General features: G+C 71.2%; 16 protein-coding genes. 7 read left to right on the top strand and 9 right to left on the bottom strand.

The window, feature by feature from the left end:
- Positions 1-2 precede the first annotated feature (2 nt).
- From gspD to ASG52_RS20195, 8 genes are all read right to left on the bottom strand, one after another.
- Positions 3-2,447 (bottom strand): type II secretion system secretin GspD, encoded by a 2,445-nt coding sequence (gene gspD, locus ASG52_RS20230; RefSeq protein ID WP_056247142.1) that lies wholly within the window; start codon positions 2,445-2,447, stop codon positions 3-5.
- A 213-nt stretch (positions 2,448-2,660) separates the two neighbouring features.
- Positions 2,661-3,353, bottom strand: coding sequence for a type II secretion system protein N (locus ASG52_RS20225; protein WP_156384054.1), 693 nt, complete (start codon positions 3,351-3,353; stop codon positions 2,661-2,663).
- Positions 3,350-3,940, bottom strand: a complete 591-nt coding sequence (gene gspM / locus ASG52_RS20220; protein ID WP_056247137.1) for a type II secretion system protein GspM — start codon at positions 3,938-3,940, stop codon at positions 3,350-3,352. Before gspM ends, ASG52_RS20225 begins: the two co-directional genes overlap by 4 nt.
- Positions 3,937-5,022, bottom strand: a complete 1,086-nt coding sequence (locus ASG52_RS20215) for a PilN domain-containing protein (RefSeq protein WP_156384053.1) — start codon at positions 5,020-5,022, stop codon at positions 3,937-3,939. The genes gspM and ASG52_RS20215 overlap by 4 nt, the downstream gene beginning before the upstream one ends.
- 28 nt (positions 5,023-5,050) lie before the next feature.
- Complete coding sequence (locus tag ASG52_RS20210; protein WP_286159120.1) at positions 5,051-6,730, bottom strand: GspE/PulE family protein; 1,680 nt, start codon at positions 6,728-6,730, stop codon at positions 5,051-5,053.
- A 140-nt stretch (positions 6,731-6,870) separates the two neighbouring features.
- Positions 6,871-8,670 carry a long-chain-acyl-CoA synthetase gene (locus ASG52_RS20205; protein ID WP_056247135.1) on the bottom strand — a complete coding sequence of 600 codons (1,800 nt, stop codon included), beginning with the start codon at positions 8,668-8,670 and terminating at the stop codon, positions 6,871-6,873.
- Between the two features lie 259 nt (positions 8,671-8,929).
- Positions 8,930-9,922 (bottom strand): homoserine O-succinyltransferase MetA, encoded by a 993-nt coding sequence (gene metA, locus ASG52_RS20200; RefSeq protein WP_056247133.1) that lies wholly within the window; start codon positions 9,920-9,922, stop codon positions 8,930-8,932.
- Positions 9,923-9,972: 50 nt separating this feature from the next.
- Positions 9,973-11,265: an O-acetylhomoserine aminocarboxypropyltransferase/cysteine synthase family protein gene (locus tag ASG52_RS20195; protein WP_056247131.1), complete on the bottom strand. Its 1,293-nt coding sequence runs from the start codon at positions 11,263-11,265 to the stop codon at positions 9,973-9,975.
- Between the two features lie 445 nt (positions 11,266-11,710).
- Between ASG52_RS20195 and ASG52_RS20190 the strand changes: the two genes are divergently transcribed.
- Positions 11,711-12,154, top strand: a complete 444-nt coding sequence (locus ASG52_RS20190) for a cupin domain-containing protein (RefSeq protein WP_082552662.1) — start codon at positions 11,711-11,713, stop codon at positions 12,152-12,154.
- A 215-nt stretch (positions 12,155-12,369) separates the two neighbouring features.
- A complete protein-coding gene (locus ASG52_RS20185; RefSeq protein ID WP_056247127.1) occupies positions 12,370-13,236 on the top strand; it encodes a branched-chain amino acid aminotransferase in 867 nt (288 codons plus the stop codon).
- A gap of 159 nt (positions 13,237-13,395) precedes the next feature.
- Here ASG52_RS20185 and ASG52_RS20180 read toward each other — a convergent pair whose 3' ends face one another.
- Positions 13,396-15,072, bottom strand: a complete 1,677-nt coding sequence (locus tag ASG52_RS20180; RefSeq protein WP_056247611.1) for a thiamine pyrophosphate-binding protein — start codon at positions 15,070-15,072, stop codon at positions 13,396-13,398.
- Positions 15,073-15,391: 319 nt separating this feature from the next.
- Between ASG52_RS20180 and ASG52_RS20175 the strand changes: the two genes are divergently transcribed.
- From ASG52_RS20175 to ASG52_RS20155, 5 genes are all read left to right on the top strand, one after another.
- The gene (locus tag ASG52_RS20175; protein WP_056247608.1) at positions 15,392-15,913 is read left to right on the top strand and encodes a flavin reductase family protein; all 522 of its coding nucleotides are present in this window, start codon (positions 15,392-15,394) and stop codon (positions 15,911-15,913) included.
- A 153-nt stretch (positions 15,914-16,066) separates the two neighbouring features.
- The gene (locus ASG52_RS20170) at positions 16,067-16,339 is read left to right on the top strand and encodes a phosphopantetheine-binding protein (RefSeq protein ID WP_056247125.1); all 273 of its coding nucleotides are present in this window, start codon (positions 16,067-16,069) and stop codon (positions 16,337-16,339) included.
- A 59-nt stretch (positions 16,340-16,398) separates the two neighbouring features.
- On the top strand, positions 16,399-17,595 hold the full coding sequence (locus ASG52_RS20165) for an acyl-CoA dehydrogenase family protein (RefSeq protein ID WP_056247122.1): 1,197 nt from the start codon (positions 16,399-16,401) through the stop codon (positions 17,593-17,595).
- A 53-nt stretch (positions 17,596-17,648) separates the two neighbouring features.
- On the top strand, positions 17,649-18,581 hold the full coding sequence (locus ASG52_RS20160; protein WP_056247120.1) for an amino acid--[acyl-carrier-protein] ligase: 933 nt from the start codon (positions 17,649-17,651) through the stop codon (positions 18,579-18,581).
- A 9-nt stretch (positions 18,582-18,590) separates the two neighbouring features.
- The gene (locus ASG52_RS20155; RefSeq protein WP_056247118.1) at positions 18,591-19,526 is read left to right on the top strand and encodes an alpha/beta hydrolase; all 936 of its coding nucleotides are present in this window, start codon (positions 18,591-18,593) and stop codon (positions 19,524-19,526) included.
- Positions 19,527-19,545 lie beyond the last annotated feature (19 nt).

Below are 19,545 nucleotides of genomic sequence, written 5' to 3'. Positions count from 1 at the left end.
CCTCACGGCTTCACGACCACGGGCCGCGCGGCGGCGGGCGCGCGCCCGCCGCGGCGGGCGGCGGCGTCGTAGAGCTGGCCGCGGTAATCCTCGGCCACGCGCTGCGCATCGCGGCCGGAGCGCACCACCACGGGGCGGATGAACACGACGAGTTCGGTCCGGTCGGCGGCGTTGTCGGTGGAGGAGAACAGATCGCCGACATTGGCGAGCCGGCTCAGGAACGGGATGCCGTCGCGCCCGCGAAGATTCTTCTCCTGGATCAGGCCGGCGAGCAGTACGGTCTGGCCGTTGGGCACCGAGATCATGCTGGCGACGCGCCGCTTTGAGATCGTCGGGGTCAGCGTCTTCACCGTATCGACGACGGCGGAAATCTCCTGCTCGATCTGCATCGTCACCGCGCCGTTCTGGCCGATGCGCGGGATGACGTTGAGGATGATGCCGGTGTCGCGCATCTCGACCTGATTGACGAGCGGCGCGCCCGGCACCGTCACGCTCGTCGCCTGCGTCGTGGTGATCGGCACGGAATCGCCGACCTGCAGGGTCGCGGGCTGGTTCTCCAGCACCACGAGCGAGGGCGAGGACAGGATCTTGACGTCGGTGAAGCCGTCGAGCGCCGAGATGACGATATCCGGCCCGGAATAGCCGCCGACGAGGAAGTTGAAGCCGGCGCCGCCCGGCGACAGTTTGTTGGCCACGCCGCCGGAGGCGCCCGCGGCGGCGCTGAGCAGGCCGATCGAGCCCTTGTTGCCGCCGATGCCGATCCGGCTCGAATCGAGGAAGTACTGCACGCCGTACTTGAGCTGGTCGGTCAGCCGCACCTCGGCGATGGTGACGTTGATGGCGACCTGCACCGGGGTCGCGTCGAGGCGCTGGAGCGCCGCGTGGATCTTCCGGTAGGTCTCGCCGTCGGTGTAGGTCACGACCGCGTTCTGGGCCGGGTCGGCGCTGATCGAGACGCGCTTGTTCCCCGAGCGCTGCGTCAGGTCGAGGCTGCCCCCGCCCATCATCGCGCCGTCGATGCCGCCGCCGCCATTGCCCTGCCCCTGCCCGGCCTGATCGCCGAAGGCCGAGGCGAAGCGCGCCTTGAGCAGGTCGGCGCCGCTGCCGCCGTTCTGGTTCATCCCGCCGCCGGAGCCGACGCCGGTGCCGCCGAGGCCCGACCCAGTGGACGACATGCCCCCCGACGACATGCCGCTCCCCATGCCGCCGCCGCCCATCCCGCCACCCATGCCGCCGTCGGTGCCGCCGAGGCCGGAGCCGGCTTGGCTCGACAGGCCCGAGCGGGCGCCGCCGAGGCCGCTGCCGGACATGCCGCCACCGAGCCCGCTCATCATCCCGGAATTGCCACCGCCGAACAGGCCGTTGACGACGCGGGCGAGTTCGACCGCGTTGCGGTAGCGCGCCTTGTACACGAACACCGTCTCCTCGGCGGCCTCCGCCGTGCCGTCGAGCTCGCGCACGAAGCCTTCGGCGCGGCGCAGCAGGCCGGCGTTCTTCGAGGTCGCCAGCACGGCGCGCAACCGCCCGATCGGCTTGAACTGGATCAGGCCCTGCCCGGAGCCGTTCTCGCCGGTGTCGAACAGCTGGGTCAGTTCGGCGACCACCGCCTCGGGCCTGGCCCGCTTCAGCTCGAACAGGCTCACCGTCTGGCCGCGCATCCAGTCGGCGTCGAAGGCCAGGATCGCGCTCACCGCCTCCTGCCGCTTGGGGCCGGGACCCTTGACGATCATGGTGTTGCGGGTCGCGTCGAACCGCAGGCCGTCGGCATCCGCCACGAAGCCGGAGACGAGCTTCGACATCGTCGCCGCCGAGACGTAGCGCAGCGGCACGACCGAGACGCCGTAGCCGGGACCGCCCGCGCCGAGATTGACCGTGCCGAGCCCGGCGGCGGCCGGGACGATGCGGTAGCCGGTGCCGGCCTTGCTCATCGAGAAGCCCTGGCCGGCGAGCACGCTCTCCAGCGAGGCGAGCAGTTCGTTGCGCGAGAGCGGCCGGGGCGACGAGATGGTGATCTGGCCCGAGACGTCGGCGCCCATGGTGTAGTTGAGGCCGAGCGTGTCCGAGAGGATCGCGTGGACGACATCCTTGATCTCGGCCCGCTCGAAATTGAGGCGAAAACCCCCGCCGTTCACCGCATCCTGCGCCGGGCCGCCGCCGATCTCGATGGCCTCCGCCTGCTCGGACAGCCCGCCGAGGCCGGTGCCCGCGGTGCGATCGACGTCCTCGGGGCCGAAATAGCGGCTGCGCCCGACGCCGCGCGCCGGCTGGGTCACCGCGTCCGCGGCCGGGCGGGCGGCCCCGCCGCCGCGAATCGGCTTGGCCGAGAGGTCCATGCCCATTTCCGGCCCGGTCAGGCCGGTGCGCGGCAGGGTCTGTCCGGCAGCGGGCGCGAGGGCGGCCAGCACCAGCAGCAGGGAGGGGAGCAAGGCGCGCCGGAGCGATGGCATCGGGTTCTCTTGATGAGGCCGACGGTAAGCTTACCGGCGGGTCCGGCGCCTGCCCATGCGGGCCTTGGCCCGAACCACCGCTTTCAACCGCGCCGTGCTCGATTTGACACACAATTTGGTCAATCGAGGTTAACGCGTTGAGAAGTCCTTAACCCCGGCGCATCCGGGCCGGCCCCGCGCGCGAATGCAGCCACGGAAACGCGAGCGTTTGGCTCAGGGCACGCGGACGACGGCGCCTTCGGGGAGGCGAGCGCCCGGCGCGGCGGCGGGCGGCAGGGCGAACAGGCGGTAGGTCTGCTCGCGCTCGCCCTCGCGCAGGACGACGCGGTCCGGCGCGATCCGGTCCACCCGCCACGCATCGACCTGATCACCCACCCGCAGGCTGAGCGATGCGCCCTCCTGCCGGCTGACCAGCGCCACCGCCCGATCGACGCCGGCCACGATCCCGACGAGACGCAGTTCCGGCGGCGGGCTCGCGGGCGTCTCGATCGGAGGCGGCGGCGGGGCCGCGTAGGCCACGGGTTGGTCGGGGCGCCGCCGCGAGGGCGCGAAGAGCGGACGCTGCCGGAAGCCATCGAGATCCTTGAAGGCCATCCGGCTCAAGGGGTTGGCCGATGGGGCGATCTGCGGGAGCGGGAGTTCGGGCTCGGGCGGCGGCTCGACCAGGGCGGTCTCGGCGGGCGCCTCGGGCTCGGGCGGGGCCGCGGCGATGGCGGGCTCGGACGGAGCGGGAGAGGCCGCGGGGGGCGCGGCGGGTTTGCGCCCGAGGCGCGCATCCTCGGCCTGCCGCAAGGCCTCCTGCTCGCGGACCCAGGCGGGGGAGCCGAACGGGCTCTCGGCCAGCGCCGGGCTCGCCGCAGCGAGGAGAAGGGAGAAGGACAGGGCGCGCGCGGAAAAACCCATCATGTGCGGCCCTCGCGGCGGTGGCCGCGGATCGCCAGCGCGACGCGCAGGGTCGGCTGCGGGTCTTCGACTGCTGCGCCGCGGCCGGCCTGGGTGCGGATGTTGATCGATTCGACCGTCAGCAGCGGCATCCCGGCCTCAAGGGTGGCCAGGAGATCGAACAGGCCGTCATTGGCGATGTCGAGGCTCGCCCGCAGCAGCACGCTGCGGCCGTCGTCGGCCTCGTCCTCGCCGCGCACCTCGATCAGCCGCCCGCCCGCGGCATCGACCAGCGCGCTCAGGCGGCGCTGCATCTCGGCCCGCGCGAGGCCCGGCGCGGCGGCGTCGAGGAAGACCGAATGGGTCCGGGTCGCTTCCGGCCCCTCCCCTTCGCGAGTCTTGGCCTGCTCGGCGGCGAGGCGGCGGATGCGGGCCTCGATCTGGGTGATGCGGGTGCGGTTCTCCTCCACCGCTTGGCTCGCCTCCCACCACGCGGCGAGACGGTCGAGGGTCAGCGCCGCCAGAAGCAGCGGCAGGCCGACGAAGAATGCGACCGAGAGGGGTCCGATCCAGCGGCGGAGCGCCGGCGGGACACGCGGATCGGCGCTCATCGCCCAGCCTCCGCCCGCTGGCCGGGCGCCCGGCTCGCCACGATGTCGAAGGCCTCGCGCCGCTCGGCATCGCGGATCACCGGGGCGGCGAAGCGCACCGCCGAGAGGCCGCCCTGCCCTTCGAGCAGGCCGATCAGCGCGGCGGCGTCGTCCGAGCGGCCGACGACGCGGACTTTTGAACCGTCGGCGTCGAGTTCGCGCAGCACCGTGCCGTCGGGGAGCGCCGTGCTGAGCCGGTCGATCAGCACGAGGGTGCTGGATTCCGGGCGCTTGGCAGCGAGCAGCGCGGCCTCGCGGGTGCCGCCGGGGCCGGAGCGGGCGGCGAGCCGCGAGCGGAGCGCGGCGAGATGCGAGCCGGTCTCGGCCTGTTCGGTCTCGGCGGAGTCCGCCAGAAGCGCGGCCGCGAGGCAGGCCGGAATCAGGAGGCCGAAGGCGAGGGCGGCGGCGAGCGCCACCGGGCGGCGGAGCGGGCTGGCCCCGCCTGCGCCGGGGCGACCGCGGTAGAGGTCGATGGCGAGCGGCGCGTCGAGGGGTGCGGCGGAACTGCCGAGCGCCGTCACCTCGAGGCCGGCCCCCGTCAGCGCGTCGAGATGGGGGGCGACGAGGTCGGCGGAGGTCGCCAGCAGATCGACCGCGATGGTGCCGTCGGGGCCGGCGGGCTCGGGCACGTCGTAGCCGTAGAGCACCCGGTCGGGCCGCCAGGGCGTCAGGCGCTCCAGGCGGTGGGACAGGATCGGCCCGAGATAGTCGCGCCCGGCATCCGGCAGGCGCAGGGTGCGGGCGAGGAAGAGGTGCGGCGGCAGCCGCAGTTCGAGGCCGCGCCCGGAAAACTCCTTCGGGGCCGCGCCGTCGAAGGGTCCGCGCGGGGTCACCCGGCCCTCGCGCACCTCGTAGAGCGCGAGGCCGTCGCCCTCGACCACCGCGACGCGGCGGCTGCGGTCGAGGAAGCGGCCGAGGCGCGGCTCCAGGGCCGCCACGAAGGCGTCGAGCAGCAGCGAGACCGCGCCGCCGACCTTGGCGACGAGCGGCGAGGCGCCGAGGCGGCCCCTGAGGGCGGCCGACTGCGCGAAAAATCCTGCCATGCGGGTCGAGGCCGTCATCGCCGCCCCGCTAGCCGGTGATCCGCATCACTTCGTCGAGGGAGGTGAGACCCTGCCCCGCCTTGGTGATGCCGTCGTCGAGCATGGTGGTCATGCCGCGGGCCCGCGCGGCCTCCAAGATGCGGGACGGGTCGGGCTCGCGCCGCACCAGCGGCTCGATCTCGGAATCGATGGTCAGCACCTCGAACACGCCGACCCGGCCGCGATAGCCGGTGCCGCCGCAATGCGGGCAGCCCACCGCCTTGAAGTAGTCGCGCCGCTCGGGCGCGGGCGTGCCGCGCTTCGCGCAGATGTCGAGGGCGGCCTCAACCGCTCGGGGATCGGGCGCCTTGCACTTCTCGCACAGCCGCCGCACCAGCCGCTGGCCGAGCACGCCGCGCAACGAGGCCGCGATCAGGTACGGCTCGACGCCCATGTCGGCCAGCCGCACCACTGCGTCGGCGGCGGTGTTGGTGTGGAGCGTGGTGAGCACGAGGTGGCCGGTGAGCGCGGCCTGGATGCCGATCGCCGCGGTCTCCCGGTCGCGCATCTCGCCGACCATGATCACGTCGGGGTCGTGGCGCAGGAACGAGCGCAAAGCCGTCGCGAAGGTGAGCCCGATCTGCGGCTTCACCTGGGTCTGGTGGATGCCGGGCAGCTGGTACTCGACCGGGTCCTCCACCGTCACGATCTTTCGCGAGGGGTCGTTCAGCATCGAGATCGCCGTGGCGAGCGTCGTCGTCTTGCCCGACCCCGTGGGGCCGGTGACGATCAGGATGCCGTGCGGCTCGGCCAGCAGCCGTTCCATCGATTGCTGGTCGCGGACCGACATGCCGATGCGCTTGAATTCGAGCAGGCGCGTGTCCTTGAGCAGGATGCGCAGCACCGCGGTCTCGCCGTAGAGCGTCGGCATCACGGCGACGCGCAGGTCCGCCTCTTGGCTGCCGACCTTGACGTTGGTGCGCCCGTCCTGCGGCAGGCGCCGCTCGGCGATGTCGAGCCCGGCCAGGATCTTCACCCGCGACAGGATGGCGGGCGCCATGTGCTTGGCCAGCGTCTGCTGCGCCCGCAGATGGCCGTCGATGCGGAAGCGGACGCGCAGATCCTCGCGGCCGGTCTCGATATGGATGTCGGTCGCGCCCTGCTCGACGGCGCGCTCCAGCATCGCGTCGATGGCCCGCACGATCGGGGCGCCGCGGGCGAGGTCTTGGAGCGTCTCGACATCGTCGGAGAAGGCGATCTCGGCCGGGATGTCCTCCGCCTCGGGCGCGGCTTCCGTACCGCCGCGCTCGAACAGCGCCTCGATCTCCTCGAACGAGAGCACGGCGAGCGAAACGGATGCGCCGAGGGCGAGGCTCGCGGCCTGGATCGGCTCGGCGAGCGAGGGGTCGGCCACGCACAGCAGCGGGCGGCCGGAATCGGAGACGGGATAGAGGAAGGCCTCGCGCAGGAAGCGCCGCGACAGCCCGTCGAGGAGATGGGGCGCTTCGGCGATGCGCTTGATCTCGGCCCGCGGCAGGCGGTGGAAGGCCGCGATGGCGTCCGCCAGATCGCCGGGGGGAAGCCGGCCCTCGCGCCAGATCGCTTCCGCGGCGCCGGCGCCGGCTCGGGTGCCGCGCGACTCGCCGGATTCGGCGCCGTGGCGGGCGCGCAGGAAGGCGAGGAGGTCGCCGCCCCCGGTCGCGTCCGTGCTGTGCGCCCCTGCCTGCACCGTCGTCTTCCGCTCGGGCCCGCTTTCGCTTCTCAAGAAGCGCGAAGCCGCGGGGTCCGTCCAGCACCGGGCCTCCATCATGGGCGGCCGGGCGTCAGGAAGCGGTGGAGATGTGGCGGATTGACGACAAGCGCCTGGCTCTACAGCCGCAGGGTGCCGGCCGCGATCCGCCCGTGAAGCGCCGGATCGAGCAGGCGATAGGCGCCGTCGCGGTCGATATAGAGCGGGTCGGCGGTGCGGGCCGGGTCGTAGCCCTCCTCCGCCAGCACCGCCTTCTTCTGCTTGAAGGTCTCGGTGTGGCCGAGTTCCTCGGTGAGGCGCAGGAACAGCGGCCGGGCATAGGCGGGCAACCGCTCGGCCATGTCGGAGTGGAGCCGGGCGAGGTCGAAGCCAAGGCCAACGGTGAGGGCCGCCATGCCGGCGCGGCCGTCGGCGCCCGGCACCGCGACGCCGTAGACGCAGGCTTCCATGACTCCGTCGGTACGACCGAGCGCCTCGGCGACCTCGGTGGTGGCAACGTTCTCGCCCTTCCAGCGGAAGGTGTCGCCGATGCGATCGACGAAGTAGTAGTAGCCCTGCGCGTCGCGCCGCATCAGGTCGCCGGTGCGCATCCAGGCGTCGCCGGGCTTCACCACGTCGCGCAGCACCTTGCGGTCGCTTTCCGCCGCGCTGGTATAGCCCTCGAAAGTGTATTCGGCCTTGTCCGACAGGCGGCCCAGAAGCTCGCCGGACTCGCCGAATTCAGTGGGCACGCAGCGCCCTTCAGCGTCGCGTAAGGGCAGGCCGGTGGCGACGTCGTGCCGGACGATCAGCGCGGGCGAGCGCCGCGCCATGAAGCTCGGCACGCGACCGACCGCACCGACCTTGCCCTCGACGTTGTAGAGCGAGAGCGTGCCCTCGGTGGCGGCATAGAATTCGAGGATGCGGGGAATCGCGAACCGCTCCTGGAAGCGCTCCCACACCTCCGGGCGCAGGCCGTTGCCGGTGCAGAGGCGCAACGAGTGCGCCCGCTCCTGCGGGGCGGGGGGCGCCAGCGTCAGGTAGCGGCACAGCTCGCCGATATACTGGAACAGGGTCGCGCCGGATTCCGCGACATCCGACCAGAATCGGCTCGCCGAGAATTTTTCGCGGATCACCACCGAGCCGCCGCCGAGCAGGACGCTGCCCGGCGCCACGACGCCGCCGACGCTGTGGTAGAGCGGCAGGCAATCGTACATGCGGTCGTCCGGCCCCGGATCGGCGAGGCCCGCGAACCAGTGGGTCCACATCATGATGCGGTGATGGCTCACCCGGGCGGCCTTCGGCAGGCCGGTGGTGCCGGAGGTGTAGATCAAGAGTGCCGGGTCGCGCAGGCTCACCGCGGGCGCCTCGTCGGCGGTGAGCGGCTCAGCCCCGAACCGCGCGGCCTGCGCCGCGAGCGAGGCCTCGGCGCCCTCTCCCTGCCAGCACAGTTCGGGCGGCGATGCGAGATGCGGCCACGCGCCCTCGACCGCCTCGGCGAGGTCGGTCGCGGCGATCAGGATGCGGGGCGCGGCCGTATCGATGCAGTAGGCGAGCCCGCGCTCGCGCAGGTTGGTGTTGAGCAGCGCCACCCGCACGCCGACACGGGTCAGCCCGAGCCAGATCGCGAGATAATCGGGCCGGTTGCGCATCATCAGCGCGACGGTGTCGCCCTTGGCGAGCCCTTGGGCCAGCGCCCAGCGGGCGTAGCGATGGCGGCGCGCGGCGAGATCGCCGTGGGTCAGGGTCTCGTCGGTGCCGATCAGGGCCGGCGCGCCGGCCCGCTCGGCGGCGACCGCGTCGAGGACCAGCGGGAAGATGCGGTCCGGGTTGGCGTCGATGCGCGCGGTGCGCTCCAGCGCGCCGATCCAGCCGGCGGTGGAGGAGGCACGCGGCGGCGGGGCGACGGAGGCGGCAGAGGCGATGTCCAGAGTCGTCATGGGCGTATCCGTTCGATCGCTTCGTGGCCCGAGCATCCCCCCTCCCCGCACGCGGGGAGAGGGCTTCGGCGACCTCGTCGTCGCCGGAGCGAGCCGGCAGGCGAAGGTGAGGGGGCTCCGGCGGAGGAGGCTCCTTCGGATGCGCCCCCTCACCACCGCTACCGCTTGTCGCGCCGACGACGGGGTCGTCGCGACCCTCTCCCCGCGTGCGGGGAGAGGGGAATTCAGCTTCGCCCGCGCGGGTTAACCGGACGCGTCGTCACGCCACCGCCTCGCTTGCCATCCGCAGGGCCCGGTTGGCCGCGACCAGCGAAAGCCAGTTCCGGAAAAGACGGGCGGCGCCGTCCTGCCAGGCGGCGGGGCGGGGTGGGGTGGCGTCCATGGCGGGGAAGTCGGCGTGGAGCGCAGGCGCGCGGCGGAGCCGAGCCAGGGCGGCGAAGGCCTCAAGCCGCGCGGTGGAATCGTCGGTGTAGTAGTTCTCCGGCAGGCCGGGGCAGGTGTCGCGGCTGCCGTCGAGGAAGCGGCCGACGTCGCGGCGGTATTCGCGGGCGAGCGTGTCGGCGTCGTATTCCGGGTGCCCCTGCAGGAACACCATCAGGCTCGCGCCCTCCCGCACGAACAGATCGACGCCGACATCCTCCGAGCGGCGCAGCACGGTGTAGCCCTTGGCGGTCAGCTCGGACTCGGGCAGGTCGTTCCAGCGGGAATGCGGCACCGGCATCACCGGGCTCATGCCGGCGAGCAGCGGATGCACGCTCGACGCGGCGCAGGAATAGACACCGGAGAACTTCGTCGCCATCGGCCGACGCTCGATGCCATCGAGATGCAGCACCGCGGCATGCGCCGCGAGGCATGAGAACAGCGTCGAGACCGTGCCTCGGGCGGCCCAATCCACCACCTCGGTGAAGTCGGCGTAATACGGCTCTTCGTCGAGGCGGGCGGCCTTCGGCTCGGAGCCGGTGATCACGAGGGCGTCGAGCCCGGCCGAGGGCAGCGCAATGTGGGGCGCGTAGAACCGGTCGAGATGGGCCCGCGCCAGGGGCCCGCGCGGCACCGAGGCGAGGCTGAAGAAGCTCAGCTCCACATCCGTGCCGATGAGGCGCCGGAACTGCCGTTCGGTCTGGACCAGCGCCGTGTCCGGCATGTTGTTGAGGAGCCCGATCCGCAGGCGCGGCGCGGGCGCCGCCGCTTCGAAGTGGGGCGGAGCGGTCTCGGCGAAGCGGACCTCGCCGGAGGCAGCGTGTTCCAGCATGCGTCTCTCCTCTCGAACGGGATGGGGCCGGGCGCGCCCGGCTTCGCGTGTCAGGCCGCGAGCGCCAGGGGCCGGGCGGCAGCGAGCGCTTGGTCGAGGTCGGCGACGATGTCGTCGATATGCTCGATGCCGACGCTGATCCGGATGGTCTCGGGCAGCACGCCCGCGATGCGCTGCTCGTCCGGCGTCATCTGGCGGTGGGTGGTCGAGGCCGGATGGCAGGCGAGCGACTTGGCGTCGCCGATGTTGACCAGCCGCTTCACGAGCTTCAGCGCGTCGTAGACCGTCTTGCCGGCCTCGAACCCGCCCTTCACGCCGAAGGTCAGCAGCGAGGAGCCCTCGCCGCCGAGATATTTTTGGGCCATCGCGTGGTTCGGGCTGTCGGGGAAGCCCGCGTAGTTGACCCACTCGATGCCCGGATGCGCCCGCAGATACTCGGCGACCTTGCGGGCGTTCTGGACGTGGCGCTCGACGCGGAGCGCCACCGTCTCGATGCCCTGGAGCAGCAGGAAGGCCGACATCGCCGGCAGCACCGCGCCGGTGGTGCGCTGGTAGACGCTGCGGGCGCGGGCCGCGAAGGCGCCGCGGCCGAAGCGCTCGGTGTAGACGAGGCCGTGATAGGACACGTCCAGCGTCGAGAATTGCGGGAAGCGCTCGGGGTGAGCGGCCCAGTCGAAATTGCCGGAATCGACGACGACGCCGCCGAGCGTGGTGCCGTGCCCGCCCATGAACTTGGTGAGCGAGGCGATGACGATGTCGGCCCCGTAATCGATCGGCCGCATCAGGATCGGCGTCGGCACGGTGTTGTCGACGACGAGCGGCACGCCGTGGGCGTGGGCGACCTTCGCCAAAGCTTCGATATCGCAGATGTTGCCGGCCGGGTTGCCGATCGATTCGCAGTAGACCGCGCGGGTCTCGCCATCGATGAGTTTCTCGATGTCTTCGGGCTTATCGCTCGCGGCGAAGCGGGTGACGATGCCCTGGCGCGGCAGCACGTGGGCGAGCAGCGTGTGGGTGGTGCCGTAGAGCTGCGGCACGCAGACGATGTTGCCGCCGTGGTCGGCCAACGTCGCGATGGCGTAGTGCAACGCCGCCTGACCGGAGGCGACGGCGAGCGCCGAATGGCCGCCCTCCAGCTCCGCGACGCGCCGCTCCAGCACGTTCACCGTCGGGTTGGCGATTCGGCTGTAGCGAAAACCTTCTTCCTCCAGGTTGAACAGGGCGGCACCGTGATCCGCGCTGTCGAATGCGTAGGCGACGCTCTGGTAGATCGGCACGGCGACCGCGTGGGTGGTCGGATCGTGATCGAAGCCGGCGTGAACGGCGATCGTTTCGCTGCGCATGGTGCTGTGTCGTCCGTAGAACCCGAGGGTCGGCGGGCCTGCCGCAAGGCCGGGACCACGCCGGAATGTGCCGAAACGGCACGCGATCAGCAGTGCCCGGCGAGGCCTGCACCGTCGCGGTGTCGAGTTGATTTTGATGGAAGATCAGGGGGATGGCCGGACGACTCACAGCCTGGGGGCCGACTTTCCCGCCGCATGGTTGCGGAATTCTACGTAGAAAGGCTGTCTCAGCGTGAAGCGGACGTGCCGTTTCGACCACTCTACTTCACAGCCAAGTCACGATTTGGCCCGAATTCCAGTCCTCGCGTTTCCGCCGTTAGCCATACGCTCACTACGACCTTGCAAGATCAAGTCGTCTGTGGTGGTGCTGACTCGGGGGTGCCTCCGGAGTGGTCCTGGACACCCCACCCGATCTCTGAGCGAGGAAGACGTGTCTACCACCCCGATGATTGCGTCCGTGACGACGGGCGATTTGCGGCCGGCTCCGATCGAGCCGAGCTGGGTTCACGAGGGGATGCCGATCGCGCGCAACACCATGCTGTCGCGCAGCGCCGACCGCCTGGCCTGGACGCTCGTCTGGGACTGCACCGCCGGCAAGTTCGAGTGGCATTACGACATCGACGAGACGATCCACTTCCTCGAAGGCTCGGCCACGATCAGCGACGGCGTGAACCCGGCCAAGACTTTCGTGGCCGGCGACGTGCTGTTCATCCCCCGCGGTGCGGTCTGCCACTGGCATGTCGAGAGCTACGTGCGGAAGGTCGCCTTCTGCCGCCAGACCCAGCCGAAGTATCTCGCCCTCGCGCTTCGCGCCTTCGCCAAGGCCAAGAAGATGCTGCGCCGCAAGTCCTCGACGAGCGTCGGCGGCGGTCTGCTCGAAGCGGCCTGACGCCTCCTTCATCCAACCCCTCCCCCTCATCCTGAGGTGCCCGCCTTGGCGGGCCTCGAAGGAGGGCTCCAGGGATCGCGCGCAAGCTGGAGCCCTCCTTCGAGGCTCCGCTTCGCTCCGCACCTCAGGATGAGGGCGGGGGGAGGAAGTCGCCTGAAAATCGCGGGACCGCTGCCGGACGGCCCCACTTTTCCCCCCTCTTCGAGGCTCGCGCCATGACGACGTCCGAGACCGACACCTGGACCTTCTTCGAGAGCGCGTGGCATCCCGGAAACGTGCGGATCATGGGGCCGCGCAGCCACGGCGCGTGGCTCGGCTCGACGGTGTTCGACGGCGCCCGCGCCTTCGAGGGCGTGACGCCCGACCTCGACCTGCATCTCGCCCGCGTCAACCGCTCGGCGGTGGCGCTCGGCCTTGAGCCGAAGGTGTCGGTCGCAGAGTGGACCGACCTCGTCGCGCAGGGGCTCAGCCGCTTCGCGTCGGACGCGGAACTCTACATTCGGCCGATGTACTGGGCCGAGAGCGGGTTCGCCGGCGGCGTCCGGTTCGATCCCGCCTCCACCAACTGGTGCCTGTCGATCTACACCGCGCCGATGCCGCTGCCGTCCGGCGTGCGCGCGACGCTCTCCCCCTTCCGCCGCCCCTCGATCGAGGTCGCCCCGGTCGATGCCAAGGCGGGCTGCCTCTACCCGAACGGGGCCCGCGCGCTGACCGAGGCGCTGTCGCGCGGCTTCGGCAACTGCCTGATGCTCGACGGGCTCGGCAACGTCGCTGAATTCGCCAATGCCAACGCCTTCCTGGCCCGCGACGGCGTGGTCTACACCCCCGTCCCCAACGGCGTGTTCCTGGCCGGCATCACCCGCGCACGGGTCATCGCGCTGCTGCGCGGCGCGGGCGTCGAGGTGGTGGAGAAGACGCTGCGCTACGACGACTTTTTGAGCGCCGACGAGGTGTTCACGGCGGGCAACTTCGCCAAGGTCGCGCCGGTGACCGGACTCGACGACAGGCGGTTCGAGCCGGGGCCGATGTTCCGGCTGGCGCGGCAGTTGTATTGGGACTTTGCGCACGGGCGCCAGAAATGAGCGCCCTTCCCTCTCCCTCCGCGGGAGAGGGTGGCCCCCGAAGGGGGGCGGGAGAGGGGAGCGACGCTGCCGACGAAGGCGCGCGTCATCCGACGCATCGATCTATCCTGAACCGTCGCTCCGCTCTCCCGCCTGCTCCGCCGAGGGGGGGAGGGTTTTTTACTGCCCCGCCAAAGCCTTCTCCCTGATCGCCGTCAGCGTCGCGCCGGGCGCGATGGCATCGACCGCGATCTTCACATGGATGATCGCCGGCCGCCCTGCGGCCAGCGCCGCGTCGAGCGCAGCGGAAAAGTCCTCCGTCCGCTCCACCGTGAAGCCGACCCCGCCGAAGGCGCGGGCGTAGGCCGCGAAATCCGGATTCACGAGGTCGGTGGCGCAGACGCGACCGGGGAAATCGCGTTCCTGATGCATCCGGATCGTGCCGTAGCTGGCGTTGTCGGCGACGATGCAGACGATGTTGAGCCCGTACTGCACGGCGGTGGCGAATTCCTGGCCGTTCATCAGGAAGTCGCCGTCGCCGTTCACCGATATCACGATGCGCTCGGGGTGCAGCCGCTTCATCGCGACCGCGGCGGGCACGCCGTAGCCCATCGAGCCGGAGGTCGGCGCCATGTGGGTGGCGAGCCGCCGGAAGCGGTAGAAGCGGTGGATCCAGGCGGCGTAGTTGCCCGCGCCGTTGCACAGGATCGCGTCGGACGGCAGCGCGTCGCGAAGCTGGATCATCACCTCGCCGAAATTGACCGCGCCGGGCTGGGGCGTCGCCGTCTCGCTCCAGGCCAAGTACTCGGCGTGGCCCGCCCGCGCGCCCTCCGACCACGGCGTTGCCGCGGGTGCGGGCAGGCGCGCGAGCGCGGCGGCCGTGCGGGTCGGGCCGGCGTTGATGGCGAGATGCGGGACGTAGACCCGGCCGAGTTCCTCCGGCCCCGGATGGATGTGGACGAGGCGCGTGCGCGGAGCCGGAATGTCAAGGAGCGAGTACATCTGGCTCGCCACCTCGCCGAGCCGCCCGCCGAGCACGATCAGCAGGTCGGCGGCCTTCACCCGCGCGACGAGCTTGGGGTTGGCCGCCAACCCCAGGTCGCCCGCGTAGTTCGGGTGCAGCGGGTCGAACAGCGGCAGGCGGCGATAGCTCGTCGCCACCGGCAGGTCGAAGCGCTCCACGAAGGCGCGGATGTCGGCATAGGCGCGCTCGTTCCAGCGGCTGCCGCCGAGCACGAGGAAGGGGTTTTGCGCTTCCGCGAGGAGCCGGCTCAGCCGCTCCAGGTCCTCGATTCCGGGCGCGGCCTCGACCGGCACGAAGGCCGGCGCCGTCGGGCCGGGCACGGGGTCCTTCAGCATGTCCTTGGGCAGCGCCATCACCACCGGGCCGGGACGACCGCCGCAGGCGACGTGGAAGGCACGGGAGACGTATTCGGGCACCCGCGCACCGGTCTCGATCTCGGTCGCCCATTTCGAGATCGGCCCGAAGGCGGCGCGGTAATCGACCTCCTGCCACGCCTCGCGGTCGCGCAGACCCCGCTCGATCTGGCCGACGAACAGGATCATCGGCGTCGAATCCTGCTGGGCGATGTGGATGCCCGCCGAGGCGTTGGTGGCGCCGGGGCCGCGGGTGACGAAGCAGATGCCGGGCCGGCCCGTCGCCTTGCCGTGGGCCTCCGCCATCATCGCCGCTCCGCCTTCCTGACGGCAGACGGTGATGGGGATGCCGGACTCGTGCAGCGCGTCGAGCACAGGCAGGTAGCTCTCACCCGGCACCGCGAAGACGTGGCCGACGCCGTTGGCGACGAGTTGGTCCACGAGCGCCTGGGCGGCGGTACGGGAGATCGGATCGGACATCGCGCGCACCTCGGATTGGGGCGACATCCGCCCGGAAAGCTGTTCCGGATCGGGACCGCGCCTCCGTCCGGCCTCGCGTTCGTGCCGCGACCGGACAGATTTCGGCCCCTCCGGCCGGGCCCTTCATTTGCAGAAGAGGCCGCGAGGACCGGATCGGCATAGGCGCCAACCGATAACGTCCGGTTTCGAACCGGACTGAGGCGGGCGTCACCGGGTCGGACCTCGAACGAAATCCCCGCTCTTTCGGATGGTCGATGCCATGGCCGCGTACCGGAGTTCCTTTGCGACGAGTATCCGGCTCGCCCCGCCCGAGGGCGCGATGAGCATCCCCGATGTCCCGCCGCCGCCGGTGGCGGATGCAGGCCTGTTGAAGCAGGCGATGCGCCGCCTCGTCGGCGGGGTCGTCGTGGTCACGGCCGGCAGCGGCGAGGACCGGGTCGGGCTCACCGCCACCTCGGCGGTGTCGCTCTCGGTCGATCCGCCGACCATGCTGGTCTGCGTCAACCGCGCCTCCTCGACCTGGCCGGTGATCGTGAAGCGCCAGCATTTCTGCGTCAGCATCCTGGCCGCCGGGCACCGGCCCGTCGCCGAGCGCTTCGCCGGGATCGGGGCGCTCCGCGGCCCCGCCCGCTACGCCGGCGCCGAATGGACCACCATGGCGTCGGGCGCTTCGGGCCTCACCGAGGCGCAGGCGATCATCGATTGCGACCTCGAAGAGGTCATCGAGCGCCACAGCCACGCCATCCTGCTCGGGGCCGTGCGCGAGGTGCGCCTCGGCGGCGGGCCTGCGGGCGCGCTGGTCTACGGCGGCGGCAGCTTCATCGACCTGTCGCAGCCGTGACGAAGCATTCGATTAACTGAACAAGTCCTTAAAACCCGAATTCGGATTGATTCGAAAATTCGGAAGAGACCTTATCGCGGCGATGATTGTATCGCCGCCGGAAAGGTCGCAGCCCACCACCAGAACTGCAACTGACCAGAGGCGCGAGACACCATGTCGGAGATGATGACGCAAACCGTGGCGAACCGGACGATGGGTCTGGCCTACGAGATCGCCGGGCGGCACGCGATCAAGCCGGAATTCGGCGCGGGCGACGCGCTGGTCGATGTCGGCCTGTCCTCGCTCGACCTGGTGAACCTGATGATCGCGGTCGAGGCCGAGTTCGACATCATGATCCCGCCTGCGGCCCTCACCCCGAAGAACTTCTACTCGATCGAGACCATCGCCCGGATGGTCGAGACCGTGAAGGCGGCCCCGTCCGCCTGATCTGCCGAAATCTAAAAAGACTGCCGGCGCGGCCGGCTTCAAATCTTGGGAGCCAAGCCATGACCATCCAGCCGATGACCGGTCCCGACGACGTCCTCGCCACCGACCTCACCGCCCGCGCGGCGGCTGTCGCCGCCGTCGCCGCCCTCCACGCCGAGGCGGTGGACCGCGACGGGCGCTTCCCCGAGGAAGCGGTCGCCGCGCTGAAATCACAGCGCCTGCTGGGCGCCGCGGTGCCAATCGAACTCGGCGGCGAGGGCGCCACCATCCGGGCGCTCGCCGACATCGCCTACGCGCTCGGCCGCGCCTGCGCCTCGACGGCGATGATTTTTGCCATGCACCAGACCAAGGTGGCCTGCCTGACCCGGCACGGCCGCGGCGACGTGTGGCGCGACGGCCTGATCCGCCGGATCGCCGACGAGCAGCTACTGCTGGCCTCCTCGACCACCGAAGGCCAGGGCGGCGGCAACGTCCGCTCCTCGGCCGCGGCCATCGAGACCGATGGCGAGAGTGTGAGCCTGGAGCGGGCCGCCACCGTGATCTCCTACGGCGCCCAGGCCGACGGCGTCGTCACCGTCGCCCGCCGCAACGCGGACGCCGCCGCCTCCGATCAGGTGCTCTGCGTCTTCCTCAAGGAGGATTACACGCTCGAACGCCTGAGCGGCTGGGAGACGCTCGGGATGCGCGGCACCTGCAGCAGCGGCTTCCGCCTCGTCGCCAAGGGCCGGCCCGAGCAGGTGCTCTCCGCCCGCTACGGCGACGTCCACAACCAGACCATGACGCCGGTCTCGCACATCCTGTGGTCGAGCGCCTGGGCCGGCATCGCCGCCTCCGCCGTCGATCGGGCCCAGGCCTTCACCCGCACCGCCATGCGGGGTGCCGGCGGCGTCGCCCCGCCCGGCGCGCTTCACTACGCCCGCGCCGTGTCGAGCCTGAAGCAGGCCCGCGCGCTCATCGTCCAGGGGCTCGACCGGTTCGAGGCCGCGGGCGACGACGCGGCGGCCCTCGCCGGCCTCGATTTCCAGACCGCGATCACGATGCTCAAGGTCGAGGTGTCGGAACTCGCCGTCGCCGCGGTGTCGAGCGCCATGCGGGCCAACGGGCTCGCGGGCTACCGCCAGGACGGCGCCTTCAGCGTCGGCCGGGCGCTCCGCGACATCCTCTCGGCGCCGATCATGATCCACAACGACCGGATCGTCGCCAACCTCGCCACCGCGACCCTGATGTCCCCGGTCGCCGCCTCGCTCAGCGCCTGATCCCGCCCTTTTCCCTGCCCTTGCCCACCCTCTTCCTTCGAGAGATTGCCGCCATGAACATGCCCGTGATGAACGCGCCGGCCGCCCCGCCCGCGACCGATCCGCTCGACTCCCTGTTCGACGCGATGTTCAAGCCGATGAACGCGCAGGGCGTCTACGCCCGCACCGGCGCCTACGAGTCGGTGGTCGAGGCGCTCGCGGCCTTCATCTCGGCCCGCCGCGACGAGGGCACCGAGGTGTTCCGCTTCCCGCCGGTGATGAGCCGCGCCCATCTGGAGCGCCACGGCTACCTCAAGAGTTTTCCGAATTTGCTGGGCTGCGTCTCGTGCCTGGAGGGCTCGGAGACCGAGATCCGCGGCTACGCCGACCGCCACTTGGCCGGTGGTGACTGGACGGAAGGCCTGGAGACCGCCGACCTCGTCCTGACCCCGGCCGCCTGCTACCCGGTCTACCCGATCGCCGCTGCCCGCGGGGCGGTGCCGGAGGCCGGCTACCGCTTCGACGTCGCCTGCGACTGCTTCCGCCGCGAGCCCTCCCGCCATCTCGACCGGCTGCAATCCTTCCGGATGCGCGAATACGTCCGCATCGGCACTCCGGAGCAGATCGTCGCCTTCCGCGAGGCTTGGATCAAGACCGCCACCGCCATGGCCGACGAACTCGGCCTGACCTACACGGTCGAAACCGCGAGCGATCCGTTCTTCGGGCGCCTCGGCCAGATCATGGCCTTCAGCCAGCTCGAACAGGCGCTGAAGTTCGAGCTGCTGATCCCGCTGCGTGGGGCTGCCGCCGGCACCGCCTGCATGAGCTTCAACTATCACCGCGAGCATTTCGGCACGACCTGGGGCCTCAACCTCGCCGACGGCGAGCCGGCGCACACCGGCTGCGTCGCCTTCGGCATGGACCGCCTTGCCGTGGCGATGTTCGCCACCCACGGCGCGACGCTGGCCGAATGGCCGGCCTCCATCCGCGCCGCGCTCAAGCTCTGAGCCGCCGCGATGGCCCTCGACCCGCATGTCAGCCGCTTCCTCGACATGATGGCGCTCGGGGGCTCGGGCGGCATCGACCTCGCCGCCCGGCGTGAGGGCCTGCGCGGGCTCTCGAAGCTCGCCGCCGCCGGTCTCGCGACCGGCCCGGTAAGCGTGCGCGACCTCACCATGCCCGGCCCCGGCGGCGCGCTCGCGCTTCGGCTCTACGCGCCGGAGGGCGAGACGGCGGGCCCCGGCCTCGTCTTCCTACACGGCGGCGGCCTCGTCACGGGTGATCTCGACACCCACGACGCGCTATGCCGCACGCTCTGCGACGCGGGCCGGATGCGGGTGGTGGCGGTCGAGTACCGACTCGCCCCCGAGCAACCGTTTCCGGCGGGCCTCGATGATGCGCTCGCCGCAACCCACTGGGTGGTGGAGCACGCGGCCGACCTCGGCATCGATCCGGCGCGGCTGGCCGTCGGCGGCGAGTCGGCCGGCGCTGGCCTTGCCGCGAGGGTTTGCCAGGAGATGCGCGAAGCCGGCAAAACACTCGCCGCCCAGCTCCTGATCTGCCCGGTGCTCGACATACACGGTGTCGGCGCGTCCCGCCGCGACTTCGCCCGCGGCTACTTTCTCGACGAGGCGACGATCCAAGGCGACCTGATCGCCTGCGGACCGGAGGCCCTGCCGAACCCGCGCTTCTGCCCATTGCGCGAGACGGAGATGACGGGCCTGCCGCCGGCCCACATCCACACCGCCGAGTACGACCCCGTGCGCGACGACGGCGAGACTTACGCCGAGCGCCTGACCCGCGCGGGCGTGCCGGTCGTCCACGCCCGCCACGCCGGCATGATCCACTTCTTCTACGGCCTGGGGCGGCTCGTCCCCCGCTCCCGGCCCATCCTTTCCGAGATCGCGCGAGACTTCGCGGACCTCCTGCGAAGCCCCGCGCCCAACGTCTGACCTTTCGATTTGTGGAGTA

Source organism: Methylobacterium sp. Leaf456 (assembly GCF_001425465.1).
Taxonomy (GTDB): domain Bacteria; phylum Pseudomonadota; class Alphaproteobacteria; order Rhizobiales; family Beijerinckiaceae; genus Methylobacterium.
This window is presented reverse-complemented; position numbering and strand designations above follow the sequence as displayed.

Bases quoted from the DNA above. Each gene is read 5' to 3' on its own strand.
- ASG52_RS20215 (WP_156384053.1), bottom strand. From the start codon at position 5,022: ATGGCAGGATTTTTCGCGCAGTCGGCCGCCCTCAGGGGCCGCCTCGGC.
- metA (WP_056247133.1), bottom strand. From the start codon at position 9,922: ATGCTGGAACACGCTGCCTCCGGCGAGGTCCGCTTCGCCGAGACCGCT.
- ASG52_RS20160 (WP_056247120.1), top strand. From the start codon at position 17,649: ATGAACATGCCCGTGATGAACGCGCCGGCCGCCCCGCCCGCGACCGAT.
- ASG52_RS20165 (WP_056247122.1), top strand. From the start codon at position 16,399: ATGACCATCCAGCCGATGACCGGTCCCGACGACGTCCTCGCCACCGAC.
- ASG52_RS20155 (WP_056247118.1), top strand. From the start codon at position 18,591: ATGGCCCTCGACCCGCATGTCAGCCGCTTCCTCGACATGATGGCGCTC.
- ASG52_RS20195 (WP_056247131.1), bottom strand. From the start codon at position 11,265: ATGCGCAGCGAAACGATCGCCGTTCACGCCGGCTTCGATCACGATCCG.
- ASG52_RS20175 (WP_056247608.1), top strand. From the start codon at position 15,392: ATGAGCATCCCCGATGTCCCGCCGCCGCCGGTGGCGGATGCAGGCCTG.
- ASG52_RS20170 (WP_056247125.1), top strand. From the start codon at position 16,067: ATGTCGGAGATGATGACGCAAACCGTGGCGAACCGGACGATGGGTCTG.
- ASG52_RS20180 (WP_056247611.1), bottom strand. From the start codon at position 15,072: ATGTCCGATCCGATCTCCCGTACCGCCGCCCAGGCGCTCGTGGACCAA.
- ASG52_RS20205 (WP_056247135.1), bottom strand. From the start codon at position 8,670: ATGACGACTCTGGACATCGCCTCTGCCGCCTCCGTCGCCCCGCCGCCG.
- ASG52_RS20225 (WP_156384054.1), bottom strand. From the start codon at position 3,353: ATGATGGGTTTTTCCGCGCGCGCCCTGTCCTTCTCCCTTCTCCTCGCT.
- gspM (WP_056247137.1), bottom strand. From the start codon at position 3,940: ATGAGCGCCGATCCGCGTGTCCCGCCGGCGCTCCGCCGCTGGATCGGA.
- ASG52_RS20190 (WP_082552662.1), top strand. From the start codon at position 11,711: ATGATTGCGTCCGTGACGACGGGCGATTTGCGGCCGGCTCCGATCGAG.
- gspD (WP_056247142.1), bottom strand. From the start codon at position 2,447: ATGCCATCGCTCCGGCGCGCCTTGCTCCCCTCCCTGCTGCTGGTGCTG.
- ASG52_RS20185 (WP_056247127.1), top strand. From the start codon at position 12,370: ATGACGACGTCCGAGACCGACACCTGGACCTTCTTCGAGAGCGCGTGG.